The sequence below is a fragment of the Comamonas thiooxydans genome (assembly GCF_002157685.2).
In the GTDB taxonomy this organism is placed as follows: Bacteria; Pseudomonadota; Gammaproteobacteria; order Burkholderiales; family Burkholderiaceae_C; genus Comamonas; species Comamonas testosteroni_H.
This window is the reverse complement of the sequence record NZ_AP026738.1, coordinates 4973095-4994502: the sequence shown is the minus strand read 5'-3', so window position 1 is coordinate 4994502 and position 21408 is coordinate 4973095. Positions and strand designations below refer to the sequence as shown.

The 21408-nt window shown below is 59.7% G+C and carries 17 protein-coding genes and 1 tRNA gene; 11 read left to right on the top strand and 7 right to left on the bottom strand.

All coding sequences use genetic code 11. The features are described from left to right. Positions 1 to 23: 23 nt before the first annotated feature. The 6 genes from CTR2_RS23300 to CTR2_RS23275 all read left to right on the top strand — a co-directional run bounded on the left by CTR2_RS23300 (position 24) and on the right by CTR2_RS23275 (position 5879). A complete protein-coding gene (locus CTR2_RS23300; RefSeq protein ID WP_087080595.1) occupies positions 24 to 428 on the top strand; it encodes a roadblock/LC7 domain-containing protein in 405 nt (134 codons plus the stop codon). Positions 429 to 592: 164 nt separating this feature from the next. Then, positions 593 to 1252: a response regulator gene (locus CTR2_RS23295; RefSeq protein ID WP_087080597.1), complete on the top strand. Its 660-nt coding sequence runs from the start codon at positions 593 to 595 to the stop codon at positions 1250 to 1252. Beyond that, positions 1249 to 2616 (top strand): ATP-binding protein, encoded by a 1368-nt coding sequence (locus CTR2_RS23290; RefSeq protein ID WP_087080599.1) that lies wholly within the window; start codon positions 1249 to 1251, stop codon positions 2614 to 2616. Before CTR2_RS23295 ends, CTR2_RS23290 begins: the two co-directional genes overlap by 4 nt. Positions 2617 to 2772: 156 nt before the next feature. Further along, positions 2773 to 3795 (top strand): sensor domain-containing diguanylate cyclase, encoded by a 1023-nt coding sequence (locus CTR2_RS23285; protein ID WP_087080602.1) that lies wholly within the window; start codon positions 2773 to 2775, stop codon positions 3793 to 3795. 120 nt (positions 3796 to 3915) lie between these two features. Then, entirely contained in the window at positions 3916 to 5385 is a 1470-nt protein-coding gene (locus CTR2_RS23280; protein ID WP_087084445.1) for a sensor domain-containing diguanylate cyclase, read from the top strand. 188 nt (positions 5386 to 5573) lie between these two features. Next, positions 5574 to 5879, top strand: coding sequence for an MliC family protein (locus CTR2_RS23275; protein ID WP_087080604.1), 306 nt, complete (start codon positions 5574 to 5576; stop codon positions 5877 to 5879). A 140-nt stretch (positions 5880 to 6019) separates the two neighbouring features. Here the strand turns inward: CTR2_RS23275 and CTR2_RS23270 are convergent, their stop codons facing one another. Then, positions 6020 to 6910, bottom strand: coding sequence for a LysR family transcriptional regulator (locus CTR2_RS23270; protein ID WP_087080606.1), 891 nt, complete (start codon positions 6908 to 6910; stop codon positions 6020 to 6022). 169 nt (positions 6911 to 7079) lie between these two features. Between CTR2_RS23270 and CTR2_RS23265 the strand changes: the two genes are divergently transcribed. From CTR2_RS23265 to CTR2_RS23250, 4 genes are all read left to right on the top strand, one after another. Continuing rightward, positions 7080 to 8078, top strand: a complete 999-nt coding sequence (locus CTR2_RS23265) for a Bug family tripartite tricarboxylate transporter substrate binding protein (protein WP_087080608.1) — start codon at positions 7080 to 7082, stop codon at positions 8076 to 8078. A 77-nt stretch (positions 8079 to 8155) separates the two neighbouring features. Next, a complete protein-coding gene (locus CTR2_RS23260; protein ID WP_087080610.1) occupies positions 8156 to 9439 on the top strand; it encodes a TolB-like translocation protein in 1284 nt (427 codons plus the stop codon). A gap of 340 nt (positions 9440 to 9779) precedes the next feature. Continuing rightward, the gene (gene chrA / locus CTR2_RS23255) at positions 9780 to 11135 is read left to right on the top strand and encodes a chromate efflux transporter (RefSeq protein WP_087080614.1); all 1356 of its coding nucleotides are present in this window, start codon (positions 9780 to 9782) and stop codon (positions 11133 to 11135) included. A 156-nt stretch (positions 11136 to 11291) separates the two neighbouring features. Continuing rightward, complete coding sequence (locus CTR2_RS23250; RefSeq protein WP_176391587.1) at positions 11292 to 11909, top strand: YdeI/OmpD-associated family protein; 618 nt, start codon at positions 11292 to 11294, stop codon at positions 11907 to 11909. A gap of 343 nt (positions 11910 to 12252) precedes the next feature. On the opposite strand, the gene CTR2_RS23245 is transcribed toward CTR2_RS23250, so the two are convergent. Together CTR2_RS23245 and dmeF are read right to left on the bottom strand one after the other, a co-directional pair. Then, a tRNA-Arg gene (locus CTR2_RS23245) sits at positions 12253 to 12327 on the bottom strand. 51 nt (positions 12328 to 12378) lie between these two features. Then, positions 12379 to 13332, bottom strand: a complete 954-nt coding sequence (gene dmeF / locus CTR2_RS23240) for a CDF family Co(II)/Ni(II) efflux transporter DmeF (protein ID WP_087080618.1) — start codon at positions 13330 to 13332, stop codon at positions 12379 to 12381. Positions 13333 to 13403: 71 nt separating this feature from the next. On the opposite strand from dmeF, the gene CTR2_RS23235 reads away from it, so the two are divergent. Further along, positions 13404 to 13679, top strand: a complete 276-nt coding sequence (locus tag CTR2_RS23235; protein ID WP_003075449.1) for a metal/formaldehyde-sensitive transcriptional repressor — start codon at positions 13404 to 13406, stop codon at positions 13677 to 13679. 38 nt (positions 13680 to 13717) lie between these two features. On the opposite strand, the gene CTR2_RS23230 is transcribed toward CTR2_RS23235, so the two are convergent. Genes CTR2_RS23230 through CTR2_RS23215 form a run of 4 tightly spaced genes read right to left on the bottom strand, consistent with a single transcriptional unit; the run spans position 13718 to position 21397 of the window. After that, positions 13718 to 13993, bottom strand: coding sequence for a hypothetical protein (locus tag CTR2_RS23230; protein ID WP_087080620.1), 276 nt, complete (start codon positions 13991 to 13993; stop codon positions 13718 to 13720). Positions 13994 to 14050: 57 nt separating this feature from the next. Then, complete coding sequence (locus CTR2_RS23225) at positions 14051 to 18295, bottom strand: translocation/assembly module TamB domain-containing protein (protein WP_087080622.1); 4245 nt, start codon at positions 18293 to 18295, stop codon at positions 14051 to 14053. Positions 18296 to 18297: 2 nt separating this feature from the next. After that, positions 18298 to 20205 carry a BamA/TamA family outer membrane protein gene (locus tag CTR2_RS23220; protein ID WP_476390647.1) on the bottom strand — a complete coding sequence of 636 codons (1908 nt, stop codon included), beginning with the start codon at positions 20203 to 20205 and terminating at the stop codon, positions 18298 to 18300. 4 nt (positions 20206 to 20209) lie between these two features. After that, complete coding sequence (locus CTR2_RS23215) at positions 20210 to 21397, bottom strand: vWA domain-containing protein (protein ID WP_054074862.1); 1188 nt, start codon at positions 21395 to 21397, stop codon at positions 20210 to 20212. Between the last annotated feature and the right edge of the window lie 11 nt (positions 21398 to 21408).

The following is a 21408-nucleotide window of genomic DNA, read 5'->3' as shown; positions in this document are numbered from 1 at the left end:
AGCAATAAGAAAGTGAGAACCTAATGAGTTTGGATGCTGTGTTGACGCAGGCCGTGGCTTCGGTGCCTGAATGTCTGGCTGCAGGTTATGTGGATGCTGCTTCGGGCATGTTGCTTTCGATTCGCACCGTGGACTCCCATCCGCGTGACGTGATTGATCTGGTGGCGGCGGCTACGGCCGACCTGTTCAACGGCCCCAATGTTTCCATGATCGAGACCTTGTTTAAGCGTTCGCGCGGTATAAGCGATGATGGTCACCACTACTTTCAGGAAATCATCATCAACAGTGACAACCTGATTCACGTCTTTCTGCGCAGCAAGGTGATGCCGGATTACGTCGCCGTCTTCGTCTGCCGCCGTACTGCCAACCTGGGCATGGCATTGACCAAGGCACGCATGGCGATGCCGGGAATTGAGGCTGCGGTGTAATCGACGGCAGTTTCCCCGAGGGCGCGATAGCTTCGCTGCACGGCGGCGCTTGTCTGTTGCCTCTTGTTTGTTTCCCTTGCTTTTAGGGCGTGCCGGCTTTTTGCGGTGCGCCCTTTGTTTTTTGGTGCTGGGCGTTCCGGCCGCAGCGGCGCTATCCTTCTACCATGCGTTTACTGCTCGTTGAAGATGACACCATGATCGGCCAGGCCGTGCTGGCGCTGCTGCGCCGTGAAGGCTATGTGGTGGACTGGGTTCAGGATGGAGCCCAGGCCGATATGGCTTTGCGGGGGCATCAGTACGATCTGGTTTTGCTTGATCTTGGGCTGCCAAAGCTGGATGGCCTGCAGGTGCTGCGTCAGTTGCGGGCCCGAAAGGATGCCACGCCAGTGCTGGTTGCCACTGCACGTGATGCTGTACGTGATCGCATCGCCGGTCTGGATGCCGGGGCCGATGACTATGTCGTCAAGCCCTATGACATGGATGAGTTGCTGGCGCGTATGCGTGCGCTTGCGCGTCGTGCGGCCGGACACCTGGAGGCGGTGTACGAACATGGCGGCGTCATGCTGAACCCCAATACTCGCGAGGCCAGCGTGAATGGCCAGCCGGTCACGTTGTCTGGCCGTGAATGGGCAGTGCTGCAGGCATTGCTGGCAAGGCCGGGGGCCACGCTGTCACGTCAGCAAATCGAAGACAAGCTCTATGGCTGGGGCGATGAGGTCAGCAGCAATGCGGTGGAGGTCTATATCCATGGGTTGCGTAAAAAGCTCGGCGCTGCCGCAGTGCTCAATGTGCGCGGCCTTGGTTATATGGTGCCCAGGCCATGAGCAAAAACCAGGCATTGCAGTGGTTGAAGCTGCCCGGCTCGCTGGGCGGGCGTCTGCTGCTTTTCATCGGTATGGCGATTTTGCTGGTGGCCGTGCTGCAAGGGGTATTTGCCTATCGCAATGCACTGGCGCAGACCGATACCTTGTTCGACTACCAGATGCAGCAGACGGCGTTTGCACTGCGGGCGGGTCTGCCGGTCGATGCCAAAGGCAGACCGCAGGGAACGCCTCCCGAAGATGAAAACAACGAGTTCATCGTCCAGGTCTGGACCAATGAGGGACTGAGAATCTTCGAGTCGGCTCTGGGTGATGCCTTGCCCCAGATGGCGGTGCTGGGCTTTGCCGATGTGCCTGCGCGTGGCACGACCTACCGTGTGTTTTCACTGCAGACACGCTCTCAGGTGATTCAGATTGCACAGGACATGCGCGTGCGTCAGATCCTCGCGCGCGAAGCCGCCTGGCGCAGCTTGTTGCCTGTGGTGTTGTTGTTGCCGCTGCTGGCGCTGGCCGTGTGGTGGGTGATTCGTCGTTCACTGACTCCCGTGCAGCGGGTGCGCAGGGAGTTGGCCCTGCGTCAGCCTCAGGATCTGGCACCCGTGGCGGAGCATGATCTGCCGGATGAGATGCGCCCGCTGGTAGAGGAGCTCAACAGCCTGCTGCAGCGCGTACGGCAGGCTTTTGAGGCACAGCAGAATTTCGTGGCAGATGCTGCGCATGAGCTGCGCTCGCCGCTGGCCGCGTTGCAGCTGCAATTGCAGCTGCTGCGCAAAGCAACGGACAGCTCCGAGCGCGAGTCAGCGCAGGCCCGTCTGGCGCAAGGCATCGAGCGCGCCAGGCGACTGGTGGAGCAGTTGCTTGCATTGGCCAGGCAGGAAGCCAGGCCGCAGACTGAAGATGCGCCGCTGGCTGACTTGCGCGTGCTGGTCGAGCAGGCCCTGGCTGATGCCGCGCCGGCTGCCCAGGCCAAGGGGCTGGACATGGGTCTTAGTGAAGACCCGCAGCAGCAGTCCGCATTCAGCGTGGCCGCAGACGCCGAGGCACTGGCGGTGCTGCTGCGCAATCTGCTGGACAACGCCATCAAATACGTGCCCACCGGGGGGCGGGTTGATGTGGGCTGGTTGCAGGACGAGCACGGATGTGCACTGGTGGTGGAAGATTCGGGTCCAGGCATTGCACCGGCCGAGCGCCAGCGCGTCCTGCAGCGCTTTGTTCGCGGTCAGGGGGCTGGTGGCATGGCTGGCGGCAGTGGCCTGGGGCTGGCCATTGCGCAAAGCATTGCGCAAAGCAGCGGTGCCCAGCTGTGGCTTGACGAGTCGCCGCAACTGGGCGGTCTGCGTGTCAGGCTCCTGTGGCCTCAGTCCTAGTCTGACAGTCGATTGCTTGAAAATACAAGCGCTGGGATCTGGCTTTCATTGCATGATTGAACGATAGTCTCAGTCGAATGAAAGTGATGATGCCTAGGCTTTAGGCTTTGCTTGAGCTGCCGCATTTGTCGTGCGGCCGTACCCCCAAATTGCACCATGCCATCAATTATTCAACGCCTTTCCCAGACCGTCTCCGCATCTCAGAATCTGCCCAGCTTCACGCGACCTCTTCTGGAAATCATGGTGGAAGTGACTGATCTGGAGTCGGCCTATCTCACCACCGTGGATGAGGCTCGCGGTATTCAGAATGTTCTGTATTCCCTCAATACGGGAGGGATGAAGATCCCCGAAGGGCTGGAGGTGCCCTGGCACGACACCTTGTGCAAACGGTCGCTCGACGAAGGGCGTACCTTTACTGACAATGTTGGCGAGTGCTGGGGCGACTCGGATGCAGCGCGTCAACTGGGTATCCAGACTTATGTGAGCACGCCTGTGCGTTTTTCCAATGGTGCGCTGTTCGGCACTTTGTGTGCAGCCAGCGACCATTCCGTCGCGCTGGCAGCGGAGGCCGAGGATCTGCTGCGCTTGTTTGCCAAGATCATTGCAGGCTTTGCCGAGCGCGAGCAACTGGTGAGATCGCTGCAGCATGCCAACGAGGAGCTGGCCTCGTTGGCCATGCTCGATTCCCTGACTGGATTGCCCAATCGCCGCTGCGTGACCGAGGAACTCAACCGACTCATTGCTCATTGCCGCCGCACCCGTGAATGGGTGCTGGTGGGCTTTGTGGATCTTGACCGCTTCAAGCAGATCAATGACCTGTTCGGTCATGAGGCCGGGGATGCATTGCTGCGTGCCATGGCCGAACAACTGCGATCAGGACTGCGCAGCAGTGACATGCTGGCTCGTTTCGGTGGCGATGAATTCGTCATGGTCGGCGGGGGGCCTTTGCTGGATGAAGACGCTGAGGCCGTGATCAGGGAGATGCAGCTGCGATTGAGCAAAGCCTCTGTTGCCAGCTTGCAATTGGCCGATGGGCGTGAGATCGAGTACGCAGGAGCCAGCGTGGGAATGGTCTGCTTGATGCCCGATGACACCGATGTGGATGATGCTTTGCAGAAAGCCGATGCCGCAATGTACAAGGTGAAAGCCGCAAGGCAGAGATTGCCTGAGGTGATCTGACCTGAAAAGACTCCACAGGGAGTCTTTTTCATGGCGGAGAGACAGTCGATCGACTCTTGCAAAAGAGGGCTGAGTGCAGGCTTGAAGTCTCGGTAATAATCGTTGGCGGAGGTATCGTTTGTGAAAAATTCGCTCGCAGAAGGTCTGGACTTCGAGGATATGTTCAACTTGGCACCTGTATCGCTCTGGATGGAGGATTACAGCGGCCTGAAACAGATTTTCGATCAATGGCGGGCGCAGGGGGTGAGCGATCTGCTCAGCTTTCTCAAAGAGGATCCGGAACGGCTCAGGCTTTGCAGTCAGTCCTACAAGGTGCTGCGGGTCAATCAGTACACGCTGGACCTGTTCAAGGCCGAAGATGAGGAAACCCTGAAGAGCCGACTCAGCGAGGTCTTTCGCGGCGACATGCTCGACAGCATCATGAATGAACTGGTCGCTCTCTGGGAAGGGGTGCTCAGTTTCGAGACCCGTTCGGTCAACTATGCCCTGGATGGACGGCGGCTCGATGTGCAGGTGAGGGCGCGTGTACTGCCGGGCTACGAGCAAAGCTGGAGCCGGGTGCTGGTCTCCCTGGAGGATGTGACGGCAGAGGTGCAGAGCACGGTGAAGCTTCAGCGCAGCGAGCAATACGCCAGAGACCTGTTCGAGCACTCTCCGGTGTCGCTGTGGGTCGAGGACTTCAGCGTGGTCAAGCGCCTGATGGACGATGTGCGAGCGCGCGGAATCACCGATTTCCGGACTTTTCTGAAAGTGCATCCGGAATTCGTGACCCGTTGCATGCAGGAAATCCAGGTGCTTGATGTCAATCGCCAGACGTTGCAAATGTTCGGTGCCGAGAGCAAGCAGCAACTGCTGCAGAATCTGTCCAAGGTCTTCAGGGGAGAAATGTACGATTCGTTTGCCGAGCAGCTGATAGACCTCTGGGAGGGTAAGCTGGTGCAGCAGCGGGAAGTGGTGAACTACGGGCTGGCTGGCGATGTGCTCCATATTCACATGGAGTTCGCCATCATGAGCAGCCATGCGGAAAAGTGGGGCTTGGTTCTGCTGTCACTCGTGGATATCACCGCTCGCAAGAAGGCTGAGGCTTATCTTGAATATCTGGGCAAGCATGATGTGTTGACCCAGTTGCGCAACCGCGCTTTCTATACCGAAGAGCTCAACAGACTGTCGCGCAAAGGGCCCTGGCCCTTGTCCATGCTTGCCATAGATATGAATGGACTCAAGGTCGTCAACGATGAGCATGGGCATACTGCAGGCGATGCCATGCTGAGGCGTATGGGAGAAGTTCTCTCCAAGGCAGTGGATGCGCCGGCCTGCGCCGCCCGCATCGGTGGCGATGAGTTCGTCGTGCTATTGCCGGGAACCGATGAACGCGGTGCCGTGGCATTGCAGGAGCGCATCTTGTCCTTGCTGGAGCTGAACAATCAGTTCTATCCGGGTCACAGCATCCAGGTCTCCATGGGCCATGCCTGTGGCCTGGAAGGCACGCCGATAGAAAGCATTGTTCAAGGGGCGGACAAGGCCATGTATGCTGAAAAAGCACGCCTTTATCGGGACAAGGAGCGAGACAGGCGTGTGAGCTCAGCCTGAGCTCAGATATGCGCCAATCAAGTTCCACTTTGCTTTGCAGTCTGACTCGCTGGCAAGAGCTTGTACCAGGTTGGGACATCCCAATCTGTCGAGACAAAGGTGATCTGCCAAGTGTTGGAAGTGCCACCAGACACAAGCGTTCTTCATGGCTGCTTGAGTCTTGCCTTGAAATATCGCGGGAGAAGTCTATGAAAGTCATCGGACTTGCCATGTTCGCCACAATCGCCGTCAGTGCCTGCAGTTCTGCACCGTCTCAAGATGCAGACCGTGAAGTGGCATTCACCTGTGCAAACGGAGAATCCATTTCGGTGCGTTTCTCGCCTGCCAACAGCAAAGCAGTCTTGATACGCGGTGGTCAAGGCATAGAGCTCCCACAGCAGCCAAGCGGCTCCGGATTTATTTACAGCAACGGGCCCAATACCATCCGAGGAAAAGGACTGGATCTGACGGTAGAGGTCGGCCGCATGGTGCCGATCCAATGCAAGGCCCGGTAAGAGAACCTCTGACTATCGCCGGAATTCAACCGCATCCATGCGCATGTGCTCGGTTGCAGGCGCAGACCTTTGAGGCGCATTTGGCGTTCGCCGTCATCTGACAGTGGAGTTTTCTTGAGTGGTTGGCCTTTGCCTCAGGGTTATGGTGCCAGCTGTTTTTGCAACTCCTCGACGAAGCATTGCGTGCGTTCCGAAGGTGCCGAATGACCGGGCAGTGCCAGCACCACCTCTACCGAGCACTCGGGCAGGAACGGTTTGATGCAGAGGCTTGAGGCAAACGTTGCCGCCACATAGGGGTTCACGACGCCCAAGCCCGTACCTTGCGCAGCGAGGCAGCAGATGGTGGAGGAGTAAGTGGTTTCGACGGTTGAGCCGGGGCGGACGTCATGCTCGAGCATGGTTCGCTGAAGCTGCAGGTAGATGTTGTCGTCCGAATTCAAGGTCAGCAGCAGCTGGTTCTCCAGGTCCTTGACATGCAGGCTGGAGCGCTGCGCAAGCGGATGGTCTGGATGCATGACGCACACTGCCCGGGTCTGATGCAGCACGCTGGCGTTGAGTTCAGGTGAGCCAATGGCCATGGTACTGACGACCAGGTCAAACTGGCCGTACAGCAGTCCTTCCCGAAGATGTGTAGTGCCTAGCGTCTGCAGGCTGATGTGTGTACCCGGGTAGTGCGTCAAAAAATTGTGCAGGGCTGCAGGAACGATGGAGAGTCCCAGTGCTGGGGTGCAGCCTATGCGCAGAGTGCCTGCACCGAACTGCCGCAGCCCCTGAAGGTCACGCTCAATGCGGTCCAGACCTACGAAATGTTGCTGCACCGTCGAAAAGAGCTCCCGTGCCTCTGCAGTCGGGCGCAGCCGCCCTTTATGTATATCAAACAGCTTCAGGTCCGCGCCGGTCTGCATCTGAGCCAGCAGACGGCTGATGGACGGCTGCGTGGTGTGCAGCAGCTGCGCAGCAGCGGTCGTGGTGCCGGTTTGCATCACGGCACGAAATGCTTCAATTTCTTTAAAACTCAAAGGACGTGACATGGCGCAGGCGGTTTGATGCTGAGGGGAAAGGGTATACCAACTGCGTATAGATGAGTTTGAAAAATGAATTTTTCCGAGTAAGTTAGGCTTTCTACACTGACTTCCATACGAATAAGTGCATGCGTTTTCAGGAATTGAGGGCGCATCAATCAATCCAAGGAGTCATTAGATGGTTTGCATTAACGCTCGTCGCTCTCTGTGTCTGGGAGTGCTGGCTGCCGCAACGTTGGCGAGCGTCGGCTCGGCCTGGGCTGAAGGCAGCTCCGCATATCCCGATCCTGCTCGTCAAATTCGCATCATCGTGCCGTTCACTGCGGGTGGCAGCTCCGACGTGCAGGCCCGTATGCTTGCCGACAGGCTCGGCCGTATGTGGAATCAAGCCGTGGTGGTCGAGAACAAGCCTGGCGCAGGCGGCCATCTGGGTGGGAAATACGTGTCCGATCAACCGGCGGATGGCTACACGCTGATGGTGGGCTCCATCGGATTGCATGCTGCTTACGCGGTCTACAAAAAACTGCCTTACGACCCTGCCAAGGAGTTGCGCGTTGTCACCGTGCTGGCAGAAATGCCTCATGTGGTGGTGGCAACCCCCAATCTGCCGGTCAAGAATCTGCAGGAGCTGACCGCGTTGGCCAAGAAGGATCCAGGCAGCATCAATTTTGGCTCTGCCGGCGTGGGATCGTCGGTTCACATGATGGGAGAGCTGTACAAGCTCCAGTCCGGCGCTCCCATTGTTCATGTCCCCTATCGTGGAAGCTCTGCAGCGCTCAACGATTTGCTTGGCGGCCAGATCCAGCTGATGTTCGAGAACCCTCCGACAGTGCTGGCTCATGTCAAGGGCGGCAAGCTCAAGGCGCTGGCGGTGACCGGCAATGAACGCCTGGCGGCATTGCCGGATGTGCCGACGACCAGCGAGGCCGGAATGAAGGACTATGTGGCCACATCATGGACCACGGTCGCCGTGTCTTCCAAGGTGCCTCAGGCCGTGGTGCAGAAGCTCAGCGAAGATATCCGCAAGGTGGTCAATACGCCCGAATTCCGCAAGGGTCTGCAGGATCAAGGGATGAGTGCCGTAGCCAATACTCTGGCAGAAGCGCAAAGCTTTGTGGCCAGGGAAAAGCAGCGTTGGGACCAGGTGATCGCTGCCGGAAAGATTACGGCGAACTGACCAGAGCCGGGCTTCTTCATGCCCTGCATCGCTTTCGAGTCGCAGCCAGTGGCTGCGACGCTACTGCTTGATATCCAATGACGACCTCTTCTCATTCTTCTTTTGCTCCCTGCCGACGCGTGGGTGACGGCAGCCTTCATCACTTCTTTGGCTACTACAACAAGTCCAACTGGGACAGAAGCAATAGCCTGCTGGCGGCCCAACAAACACCCTGGATGGACATTTACCTGACGCCAGAGGTCAAGGCCACGATTGGCTATTTCGACACTCAGGACGGTGACCGCTTTCACGCAGTGGGCGAGACCGGTGCCTGGAACTTCCAGATGGGCAGCCAGCTGCAGTGGCTAGACGGCGAACCGGGCCGCAAGCTGATCTATAACGATCGCACGGGCGATATGTCCGCTCGTTACCCGGGCTTTGGCGCCGTGGTGGTGGATGTGGATACGCAAGAGCGCCGAGTTTTGCCCATGCCCGTGTATGTGGTGGCACCCAGCAGTGCCTGGGCGCTGTCGGTCAACTACCGGCGCCTGTACATCACGCACGAGACCATTGGTTACAGCGAGCCGGGCCAGCCTTTCGAATTGCCTCTGGCGCCCGCCGATGACGGCATCTGGCGCATGGAGCTGGCGACAGGTGATTCCCGGTTGCTGGTCAGCTATGAGCAACTCAAGGCATTCCATCATGTGTCGTCGATGGACAAGGCCATCCACTGGGTCAGCCATATGGAGATCAACCCGGCTTCTTCACGCATCCTGTTTTTGCATCGTTGGACAGAGCGTGTGAAGGATGAGACCTGCTTTCTGCATCGCCTGATCACCATGAACCCGGACGGTTCGGACATGCGCTTGCTGGAGTGCTCTGACCATCCGCTGCCTCAACTGGCTGACGACTTCGACCCCAATGCCGTAGGCACGTTTGACTATGAAAAGTCGGAATACCAGATCTCTCATCCTCTGTGGCAGGACAACGAGCACATCATTGTCTGGGGGCCGCATGCCGGCGAGATTCACTACCACCTCTATCACGATGTTGAAGGAGGCGAGGTGAAAGTGATTGGCCGCGATGTACTGGTGGAAAACGGCCATATGACGTTCTCGCCGGTGAGTACCCGCTGGATGCTGAGTGACACCTATCCGGATGACAGGACGCACGAGCGCTTTCTGTTCCTTTTCGACATGCAGACCGGCGAGCGTCGCAATCTGGGCAGTTTCTATGCCACTCCGGAGCTGAGCAAGGAAAACCGCTGTGACCTGCATCCACGTTGGAGTCGTGATGGCAAGCAGGTATGCATTGACTCGGTGCATGAGAGCCGGCGTCAGATGTATGTGCTGGATGTCTCGTCGATTGTGAAGGCGGCCTGAAGGTTGAAAGCAGCGCCATCGGTGATGATGGTTCTGGTGATCCGAGCTACGGTGTTCTTCAAGGGCGGAATTCCGGCGCTCGATGCCTTCATCTGCGCGAGAGATCTGCCGCGAAGGAGCTCTGGGCGTTGGAGGCGGAGATGCATTTCCTTGTGGCGCACAGCAAGTACGGCTCTGCTCCATGTGCTGGCGCTGCTCTTGGCAGCTGCAGACTTTGTCCTCGGCGTGCATGAGATCTCGGGCGACTGGGCTAGAATTTCCACATCGGGAAAGCAGCCTCCCGTCCCGCAAGGGTAGACGGTGTCCCGTCCAAGAGCTGGATATTCTCTATGGAGTTTTTATGGACACCGCTTTGCCCAGGCCCACCGACCCGGTTGCGCCGGCCTCTCTTTCGCTTTCAGAAGCGCTGCGCTTCTGGTTGAAGCTGGGATTCATCAGCTTTGGCGGCCCCGCAGGTCAGATAGCACTCATGCATGAGGAGCTTGTAGACCGCCGTCGATGGATTTCCGAGAAGCGATTTCTCCACGCCCTGAACTATTGCATGCTGCTGCCGGGGCCCGAGGCTCAGCAACTTGCAACGTATCTGGGATGGTTGCTGCACCGGACATGGGGCGGCATTTTGGCAGGGGTTCTTTTTGTCCTGCCATCGTTGTTCATCATCATTGCTCTGGCCTGGCTGTATATGGCCCACGGGGACATGCCGGTCATTGCAGGCATTTTCTATGGCATCAAGCCCGCTGTGACGGCGCTTGTGGCACAGGCAGCCTACCGAGTGGGCTCCAGGTCGCTCAAGAGCAGCTGGCATTGGGGAATTGCGGCTGCTGCGTTTCTCGCCATTTTCGCGCTCAATGTTCCGTTTCCGCTCATCGTCATTGCGGCTGCAGCCATCGGCTTCATCGGCGGTAAATTGCGTCCCGAGGCCTTTGGTGGCTCCAGCCATGAAAAAAGCAATGTGCGTGAGCCAGTCGGGGCCGCATTGATCGATGACGACACTCCCACTCCACCGCATGCGCAATTTTCCTGGCGAGGATTCTGGATGGTGTCGCTGGTCTGCCTGACGCTGTGGGGCAGCACAATGGGCGTGCTCGCCACGGCGTTTGGTCTGGAATCACCGCTGGTACAAATGGGATGGTTCTTCACCAAGGCTGCGCTGATGACTTTTGGTGGCGCATATGCGGTGCTTCCCTATGTTTACCAAGGTGCGGTGGAGAACTTCCATTGGTTGACTGCAACACAAATGATCGATGGCCTGGCTTTGGGGGAGACCACTCCGGGCCCTCTCATCATGGTGGTGTCCTTTGTAGCTTTTGTGGGCGGCTGGACAAAAGCGATCTTCGGTGTGGATTCGCTGCTGCTCGCTGGAATCGTCGCAGCAGTGATCGTGACCTTCTTCACTTTTCTGCCGTCGTTCTTTTTCATTTTCCTGGGTGGTCCCTTTATCGAGTCCACCCACGGCAATCTGAAATTCACTGCGCCATTGGTCGGAATCACCGCTGCGGTCGTGGGTGTCATCCTGAATCTAGCGGTCTTCTTTGCCTACCATGTAGTTTGGCCCCAAGGCTTCGCAGGACACATAGAGTGGCCGTCGATTGCCATTGGTCTGGCAGCCGGTATCGCGTTGCTCCGCTTCAAGATCAATGTCATCTACGTCATTGTGGCGGCAGGGCTGACAGGATTGCTTGCGCAGTTGCTGTGATTGCTCAAGTCCCTGGTCTGGGGGCGAAGTCATGGGGCATTTTGCGACTGCCATGGGCTGGGAGCTCTGGTTAAACTTGTCTTACCCCACCATCAACTAGGCTCCTGCCTCAATGCTATGAGTCGCGCTGATGCACATGTCGCATAGGACCAGGTGATGCCTACCGTCAAATCCATAATCCCGCTCGAACTTGCACCAACCCTGTTCAAGAGCGCCAAAGCCTTCGAGGCCTGGCTGAAGAAGAATCACGCTACTTCCGAAGGCCTCTGGCTCAAGATCGCCAAGCGAGGCTCCAACGAGCCCAGTGTCACCTACCCCGAAGCGGTGGAGATTGCGCTGTGTTGGGGCTGGATCGATGGACAGAAGAAAAGTCTTGATGATCAACACTATCTTCAGCGCTTCACGCCGAGGCGCGCGCGAAGTGTTTGGTCGAGAATCAATGTCAACAAGGTACAGGCACTCATTGAAGCGGGGCGTATGCAGGCTCCGGGTCAGGCTCAGATAGAGGCGGCCAAGGCTGACGGGCGCTGGGCGCGGGCCTACGACGGTGCGCGTACGTCCACGGTGCCTGAGGATCTGCAGGCTGCACTGGAGGCCGAGCCGGCGGCCAAGACCTTCTTTGCAAGTATCAATGCCTCCAATCGCTACGCGATACTGTGGCGTATCCAGACTGCCGCGAAAGCCGAGACGCGCGCCAGACGCATCGCTCAGTTGGTGGAGATGCTTGCCCGCAGCGAAACCATCCATCTCTTCAAGCCGCGTGCCAAGGCTTGACTGCGAAGTTCGCATGCGTATGGGCGTTTTGCATTGAGCGGCCCGCGTTCCTGTTGCTACCTGGGGAGAAAAGCATGACTCATATACCAGCCGCCAGACAAGGGCTGGTCGATATTCACGCCGATGCGGGCAGGGGGTGGGCGACGGGGGGATGAAGCCTGGGGGCAAGAACTGGAGGCAGTTGGAATGTGCCCCCAGTTTGAAATTTTGTGCCTCCAAATGTACCCCCAGACACCTTCGGATTGCGGCACACTTCCACGGACTTCGGCACACTTCAAATTGAGGTCTATAGAGGGAAAAAAGAAAAAGGCCGGAAGGTTATGCACCTTCGCGGCCTTGAATTTGGTCCCCCCGACAGGAATCGAACCTGTATCTGTCGCTTAGGAGGCGACCGTTCTATCCATTGAACTACGGGGAGGGACGCTGGATTCTACCCGTGTTGCCAGCCTGCGGATTCCAACCGACTTATTTATGTCAGCTCTGTACTGTTGACTTCGACAGAGACGTGGGTGAGTTCTTCGTGTACCGACAGCAACTGGCGGATGTAGTCGGGGGTGACCGTGGCTGCGCCCTCGACTGCGATGATGCAGGCATAGTGGTTCTTGCCTACGCGCCAGACATGCAGGTCGGTGATGGTGACGGGTTGCGGACCTTGCGCAATGGCTTCACGCACTTCTTCCACGACGGGGGCATCCATTTCGGCATCGAGCAACACGCGGCTGCTATCGCGCAGCAAGCTTAAGGCCCACGCAGCGACCATCATGGAGCCGACCAGGCCCATGACCGAATCCAGCCAGGCAAAGCCCAGGAGCATGCCGCCCAGCAACGCTGCGATGGCCATGACCGATGTGGCTGCGTCTGCAATCACGTGCAGATAGGCGGAGCGCAGGTTCAGGTCGCCATGCGCATGGTCGTGTCCATGGTGATGATCGCTGTGGTGCTCATGGCCGTGGTGATGGTGGTGTCCGTCCTTGAGCAGCCAGGCACAGGCCAGATTGACCAACAGGCCAAGAGTTGCCACGCCTATGGCCTGCTGATAGTGAATGGCGGCAGGCGAGAGCAGGCGTTGTATGGATTCAAAAGCCATCAGGGCGGCAACCAGCAGCAGGCAGATGGCGCTGGTGTAGCCCGCCAGGATTTCTATCTTCCAGGTACCGAAGCTGAAACGTCTGTCATTGGCCAGCTTGCGCGCAGCGGCATAGGCGCTGACGGACAGACCCAGCGCCAGCGCGTGTGAACTCATATGCCAGCCATCGGCCAGCAGGGCCATGGAGTTGAAGTAATAGCCAGCGGTGATTTCCAGCACCATCATGGACAGCGTCAGCAGCATGGCCAGCTTGGCATTTTTTTCACCCAGCGGATTGCCTTGGTCAAAGCTGTGGGAGTGCTGCCGGGTCAGGGGGGAGTCGGTGTATGAGGTCATGATTGGCGTGTTTTCATATACTCTACCCCAGTATATTTTCCATGCCGGCATGAGGACTACAATTCCTGCTTATGTCGCATACCGTTTCGAATCAAAAGCCACTGCTCGCGCGCATTCGCCGTATCAAGGGACAGACACAGGCCCTTGAGCGAGCTCTGGAAGAAGGGCAGGACTGTGCCGTGGTGCTGCAGCAACTGGCGGCTGTGCGCGGGGCCGTCAATGGTTTGATGCTGGAGTTGCTCGAAGGCCATGTGCGCGAGCATCTGGGTGCCGAGGCCGCGACGGCCGAGCAGCGTGAGCAGGACCTGGAGCTGGTCGTGAAGGTGCTGCGTTCCTACGTCAAATAAGGCGTGGCAGCAGGCCGCTGAGGGCCTGTATAGATGGATCAGGACTGCAGTTGCTCGGCCAGGGCATTGACGAATGGCTGCACCTCAGGATGGCGGCGTAGCCATTCCCTGCCCAGAAATTCTTCAATCGACTGCTGCTGCAGCCCCTGGATGAGCCGGCCGGCCGATGCGGCCACAAGCAAGTCATGGGCGCGGTTCATGACTTGCTCGCTGTCTTCCGCCGCGGGCTCGCCCAGCTCCTGCATCCATTCCTGCTGGATGCGAAGTATGAGCTTGCCGGCGGCTTGCTCCAGCGTGGTGCGGCTGCGTGGCATTTCAGAATTGATAGCTGTTATCGATTAACAGTAAAGGGATAGAGGCATATTTCATGCTTAGTCCTTGCGAACGGTATAGACGATGTCCATGGCGCTGGTCATGCCGGTCTGGGCGCGCAAGGTGACGCTGCGCGACAGGTCGTAGAAGATGTAGATGATGCCCATGGCTCCCGACAGGCTCTGCTCGTAGGTCAGATAGAGCTTGTCCGAGATGCGCTTGCCCATGGTCAGCGCAGCGCCCGCTGCATCCGTACCGTCCCCGCCCCCCTTGAAACCAACTTCATCGAGACCCAGGCTGCCCGCGATCTTGCCGCTTGAGCTGTTGCCGCCAGCCAGCAAGGCCATGGCGGCCTGCTGGAGCAGTGCGCTGCTGGCCCCGCCGGAGGCGGGGTCGCGGCCCATGACTACCCAGGAGAGCTTTTCCGCGTCGGGCAGGGCCGGGTCAGAGTACAGCAGCACGCGTGGCGCACTGGCCGTGCCCAGCACCTGTACACCGGCCTTGACGGCAATATTCGGGCGCAGCGCCAGTATGTCCAGCGAGGGGTTGTTGTAGGGGCCATTGAAGCGGATCAGCCCGGTTTCCACATTCAGCGATTGTCCCCAGGCACGGTAGCGACCTTGCTCGGTACGGATCTCTCCGGTCACGCTGGGCGGGCCGCCGATGTAGCTGGCACCTCGCACTTCAAGCTGGCCCAGCAGTCGCGTGGTGATGCCAAAGCCTTGCAGCGCAAAGTCACGGCCCATGTCGAGCTTGACGAGAATGTCGGGCACCTTGCGCGGCGTGGCTCGGGCCTGATCCTTGCGGGCCTGCTGCTCGGCGCGCTGGCGCTCTTCCTCTTCGGCCTTGCGCGATGCCGCCGAGCGCACCACCACATCCTTGTCCAGCGACGGTGCGGATTCTTCGGGCAGGATGATGGAAGCTCTGTCGACGCTGAGGTCTCCGCGCAGCGTGAACTGGCCTTGCTCCAGTCTGGCCTGCAGATCGCCGGAGACGCTGACCTGACGGTCGGCGCGCACAAGCACCTGCAGCTTGCTGGCCTTGGCCTGCAGATTCATGCTCAGGCCTGATTCGCTCCCTGTACCCGGCGGTGTGAACTGGGCATATCCCGTGCCGGTGAGCTGGCCGCCGTCTTCGGGTGCACGGGTCAGATTGCCGCTATATCCCAGAATGCGCGCCTGACTACCCTTTCCGCCCTTGAGGCGCAGTTCGGTGATGTCCAGCCTGGTGCCTTGCAGCTTGGCGCGCAGAATGCCGTCGCGCAGGTCTACGCCATCGAGCAGAGACACGATATTGAGCCCATCGGCCTTGATATCGCCCTGCCACTTGGGGTCCTGCAAGGTGCCGCTGATGCTGGCGTCCGCCGCCAGCGTGCCCTGAATGCGCCAGCCCGGTGGCGCAAACAGGGCCCACAGTCCCATGTCTGGCATATTTGCGTGCAACTGACCGGACAGAGGCGCCGTGGCGGGCAGCGTCCAGCCGTCTTGCTGATAGCTGAGCTGGGTGCGCAGGTCGGCGCTGAGCGTGCCTGCACGCTCGCTCTCCCAGAGTAGCTTGGCGTTGACCTGATTACCCAGTGCCTGTACGTTGAGGCGAACGTCCTTGATGCGCGAGCGCATGCCTGCGCCGCCGATCTGGCGCGTACGTGTCCCGCCGGCGCGTTTGGCGGTGGGGCCGGTAGTCTGGATGACGGTAGTGCTGGAGCCATCGTCCACTGCCAGCCGCAGATCGCCTGCGGCGCGCTCGACCGTGAGATCGGCCTTGAGATCCTTACCCAATGTGTCCAGGTTCCAGCGCGCGTTGAAGCTCAGGTCGCCGGAAATGCCGGCCGCTTCCAGCGGTGGCTCATCATCGCCCAGACTGAATGCATCGACCCAGGCCAGCGGAATTCCAAGGGCCCGCCCTGCGCTGCGCAGCCCCCACTGGCCGCTGCCGGTACGGGTGAAGGAGCCCTCATCCCATGCCAGCTGCACAGGTGCCAGCGGCTCACTGCTGGTACGTCTGATACCCAACTTCGGGGGCGTGATCTGCAGCTTGCCGGCGCTGAACTGATAGACGGTGCTCAGCACCGTGCTGCCGCTGGTGCGCTGCTTGATCTGCACGGGGGCACCGGCTTGCAACTGCGCCACCCAGGGGCCGGGCTTGTTCTTGTCGGGTGTGAACTGGGCCTGCAGCTTTTCCAGACTGACCTGCCAGTCCAGCGGTGCCATGGTCTTGCCGCCTGTAAGGCCGGCTTGCAAAGCGGTGTCGATCTGTATGCTCTTGCCAGCTTGCTGGGCTTGTGTGGTCAGACCGATCCTGGCATTTTCGGGGCTGCCGTCAATGTTCAGTGCAAGCGCGGGCAAGACGGCGCCCTGGTCGACTGCGGTGCCGGCAGGAAGATAACGAATTTTCTCGGCGCGCAGCTTGGCCTGAATCTGCAAGCCGCTGGCGGGAATGGCTGCACCATGGGGGGCGCTCAAGCGCTTGAGCAGATTTTCCCAACCGCCCTTCAGAGCCAGTTGTAGATCTGCGCTGCCATCGAGTTGAGCACCGCCCAGCGGATCCTTGACGCCCGGCAGCTTGCGCAACCATTGCGTGAGTGTCCTCATGGAGCTGAGCTGCAGCTGGCTTTGGACAGCGCCGCTGGCAGGACTCATCTGCCCGTCAAAGTTCAGCTGCGCACCGGGCGCCGTAGCCTTGAGTCGAGCCTTGGCCTGCTGGGTTTCGGTATTGAACTCCACGGACTGGGCATTGACGCTGGCCTGCAGGGCTTCCAGCTGCAGCTTTTCCAGCTGCAGCAGCGGGGCCTGCCACTGACCTTGGGCAGTCAGTGTCTGAATGCGCAGCGCCTTGCTGTCGCGCTTGCCGCCCGCTGCCTGCAGATTGGCGGCAAACACAATCTTGTTGGCAGCGGCATCGCCGCTGCCAGGTTCGGCTTGCACAGCCTTGGCGCTGATCTCGCCTTCCAGAGGGGCTGCTTCCAGAGTGCTGTAGAGATCGGCAGGGTTGAGCTGTTCCACAACAGCCAGGCCTTCAAACAACTGGGTGCTCGGGGTGAACTGGCCGCCGAGTGCGATATGGCCCTTGCCGATCTGGATACGAGAGTCGTCGACCTGCCATCGCTGGCCATCGAAATCGATCCGGGCTGTCAGCTCGGACACCGGCAGGCGCTGCCGGTCCCAGGGGCCGGGCAGCGCGTTGCTGAAACTGGTGTTCAGATTCCAGGGCTGGGCCTCCAGGTTCGTAGCTGGAGCTACCGTTTCGTCGGGGCCCGCCTGCAATTGGCCGGTCAACAGGGTGCGGGGTCCTTGAGGCCAGAAGGCCGAGACATCGAGATTGTGGAGTCTGGCCTTGGCTGCCAGCAGCGGCTGGCTGCGCCAGGGCATGATGCTGGCCTCCACATCCGCCTGCACGGGGGCTGTATCTGCTGCTGGCCCGGACGTCGAGACTGAGGGCTGCGGGTTGCCTTTGAGTTTGGGGTCGAGAGCTGTTTTTACTTGAGTGTCTGTGCCGGAGCCGGAGGTCTCTGCGCTGGCACTGGCCTTGATCTCCAGCCGGGCCGCTTCGGTGGCCAGCGTGCCTTCTGCTGTCACCCTGGCCTGCACGGCAACGGTGTTGACTGCGTCATCGCTTTTGTCCAGCGGGTTGGGCATTTGCACATCGCCTGTTGCCTCGGCCTGCAAGGACATGGGTGCGGCACCCTGCAATTTCAGCTGTGCCTGGTAGGCGCCCTGGGCAAAGCGCAGGCTGCTGACTTTGAGTTCGTGGTCTGTGCCCGTGTATTCATAGCGACCGCGGAGGTCCTGAACCACGGCTTCAGGCGGGCCTTGCCAGATGATCTGATCGATCCTGAAGGGCAGCTCTATCTTCACGGGCAGAGTCAGCGACTGCAGTGGTTCGCTGGCGGGTTTGTCGGGGTCGGGGGTGCTGGCAATGCGCAACTCGGCGATATGGACTTCGCCCAGCTTGAGCGTGCGCGACAGCAGCAAAGGTCTGAACTGCCAGCCGATCTGTGCTTCATTGACCTCGACCTGCATGGTCGGGCTTTGCCATTTCAGCCAGCCGATACGGCCGCCGTTCTTGACGCTGCCCGTGACCTCCTTGGCCACCAGGCTCTGGTCGGCTGGCAGCCAGCCCGCCACGCGCTGCAGTGTCTGGTTGAGTGAGTCATCCCTGCCAATCCACCACAGCAGGCTGCCAAGTGCCAGCACCAGGGCGAGCAGGGCCGCTGCAATAGTCCAGCCCAGTGCGCGCAGCCAGCGGCGCCGTCTGGGGGCTGGGGAGGAGGTCTTGGCGCTAGGGGTTGTGTCTTGTTCTGCCATGCTTAAAACGTGAAGCCCAGACGCAGGTGCAGGCGCAACTGCTGCTCCTGAGCGCCCCAGGCGAGATCTGCTTGAATCGGACCGACCGGGCTTTTCCAGCGGATGCCGGTGCCAAAGCCGACGCGGGTGTAGAGCCGGTTGATGTCATCGCCCACGGTGCCGGCATCGATGAAGACGGCGTGCTCGAAGTCCTGCGTATTTCCCTTGATGGTGATGGGCCGCTGCCATTCCACGCTGCCCATTGCCAGATAGCGGCCCGCAATCACACGGCCGTTGTCGGTGCGTGCGCCAATCGATTGATAGCCGTAGCCGCGCACCGTGTTGTCGCCACCGGTCAGAAACATGATGGTGGTGGGCAGATCCACATCTTTCTTGGCCATGACGGCGCCGACTCCCGCCTTGAGCTGCAGGCGGCTGTGGCGCCTGGTTTCCTCGTCGCGCTCGCCCAGCGGTATCAGGCTGAGCCAGCGGCCCGTGAGGCGCCCGAACGGCGAGCGCTGCGGCGTCAGCGTGGTGCCGGCACCGGCTTCCAGGGCCAGACCGAAGCCCGAGGTAGGCAACAGGTTGTTGTCGAAATAGCGGGCCGTCCAGCCATAGTTGGCCAGCAGCGAGGAGGCGCCGGGCGGAGCACCTGCTCCCTGGGTCTTGGCGTAGTCGTACTGCAGGTACAAATTGCGCTCTATGCGGTCTTCTGCCTTGGAGCGGCCAAAGCGCATCTGCGCACTATTGGTGTTGAAGTCGCCTGCTGGCGCACGCTCGAGCTTGCCGCTGGCAAACCAGCGCCAGAGGTCTTCACCGGGCAGGCCGACCAGCTGGGTGGAGATCAGCGGGTTCTTCCTGTCCAGCTGCAGCTTGCTGACGGCGCGCCAGTTCAGACCGGGAACCTTGTTGTAAGTGTGATCGATGGACAGACGAGGTCCGGTGTCCGTGCTCAGACCCACACCAAACACCCATTTCTGCAGCTTGGCCTCGCGCACCTTGGCAATCACGGGCGAGGTGATGGCTGTGCCCTGATTCTTGCGCTGCTCGTCGCGCTCGGCCTCGGTAGCAGCCTGTTGCGGCGAATCGGCCAGCGAAAGAAATACCGAGTCGTAGTAGCCGCTGCTGACCAGGCGCTGCTGCGCATCGAGCATGCTTTGCAAGTCATATTCCTGGCCTTCCGGAAGGCGTGCAATACGTGCCGTGCGCACCGGGTCGTAGCGCTCGGCACCATCAATCTGCAGCGGACCGAAGGTATAGGCCGGGCCGGGGTCGTAACTCACGCTGACCTGGGCCTTGTTGGTGTCGGCATCCACATCGGCCAGACTGGTATCTATGCGGGCCAGCGGATAGCGGCGCTTTTGCAGTTCCTTGAGACCACCGCTCTTGGCGCTGCTCCAGGCCGATTGCGAGAATTGCTCGCCGCTCTGCAGCGGCCAGGTTTCCTCGATCTGCAGGCGCTGAGAAGTCCCTAGCTCGTCGCTGGCATTGACGCCGGTAAACCGCACCTCGGATTTGTCAATGATGGTGGGCGGGCCCGGATCGACCTTGACCACCACTTTGCGCGGTGCGTCTTCCTCGGGGGTATCGGTCAGCTCCACGGTCACCGTGGGACTGAAATAGCCCAGGGTGCCTATCAGCTCGCGTACGTTGGCATCGGTTGCGCCAAGCAGGCGCGTCAGCTCGCGGCGCTGCAGATCGGGCTGGTGGCGAAAACGTTTGAGTTCAAGATGCTGCTCCAGCAGCGCACGGACTTGTTTTGGGGCATCGACTTCCAGCGTGAAAGCGGGGGGACCGCTGGTGTCGATGCCCATGGCTTCGGCTTCTTTGTCTTTGGGGGAAAGCAGGCTGCAGCCGCTGAGGAGCAAGGCGGCTCCCAAAAGCAAAGCCGGCCTCAAGGCCGGCTTTTTCAAGGGCAAGGTCTGGGGCATGCCCCTATTTTGACAGCATGCGCATGGCGTCTTCCAAGCCTTTGAGCGACAAAGGGTACATGCGGTCCCCCATCAACTGCTGGATGATGCTGATGCTCTGGCGGTACTGCCATACACCTTGTGGCTCCGGATTGATCCAGGCAAAGTGTGGGAAGGCGTTCGTCAGGCGCTGCAGCCACTCGGCACCGGGTTCCTCGTTCATGTACTCGACCGAGCCGCCGGGCTGCAGGATTTCATAGGGGCTCATGGTCGCGTCGCCGACAAAGATCAGCTTGTAGTCCTTGTTGTACTTGCGAATGATGTCCCAGGTCGGGAATTTCTCGGCAAAGCGGCGGCGGTTGTTCTTCCACATGAAGTCGTAGACACAGTTGTGGAAGTAATAGAACTCCAGATGCTTGAGCTCGCTCTTCACGGCGGAGAACAGCTCCTCCACGCGCTGGATATGTTCGTCCATGGTGCCGCCCACGTCCATGAGCAGCAGCACTTTCACATTGTTATGCCGCTCGGGAATCATCTTGATGTCGAGATAACCCGCATTGGCTGCCGTGGAGCGGATGGTGTCCGGCAGATCCAGTTCCAGTTCGCTGCCCTGGCGCGCAAACTTGCGCAGGCGGCGCAGCGCGACCTTGATGTTGCGCGTGCCCAGTTCCTGGGTGTCGTCATAGTCGCGGTAGGCTCGCTGCTCCCAGACCTTGACGGCGCTCTTGTTGCGCCCCGGCCCGCCAATGCGTATGCCCGCCGGGTTGTAGCCGCCATGACCGAAGGGACTTGTGCCGCCCGTCCCGATCCATTTGCTGCCGCCTTCGTGGCGCTCCTTTTGCTCCTCCAGGCGCTTCTTGAGCGTCTCCATCAGCTCGTCCCAGCCCATGGCTTCGATCTTGGCCTTGTCCTCGGGGCTGAGCTCGCGCTCCAGAAGCTTTTGCAACCAGTCCTGCGGAATTTCCTTGGTCAGGTCGGCCAGCATCTCCACACCCTTGAAATAGGCGGAAAAAGCGCGGTCGTACTTGTCGTAGTGCTTCTCGTCCTTGACCAGAATGGTTCGGCCCAGGTGATAGAAATCGTCCAGGCTCCAGCGATCCTCGCTCTTGGGGCCGATGATGCCCGCGTCCAGTGCTTCCAGCAGGGCCAGAAACTCCTTGACTGACACAGGCAGCTTGGCGGCACGCAGGGTATAGAAGAAGTCGATCAGCATGAAAAATGTCT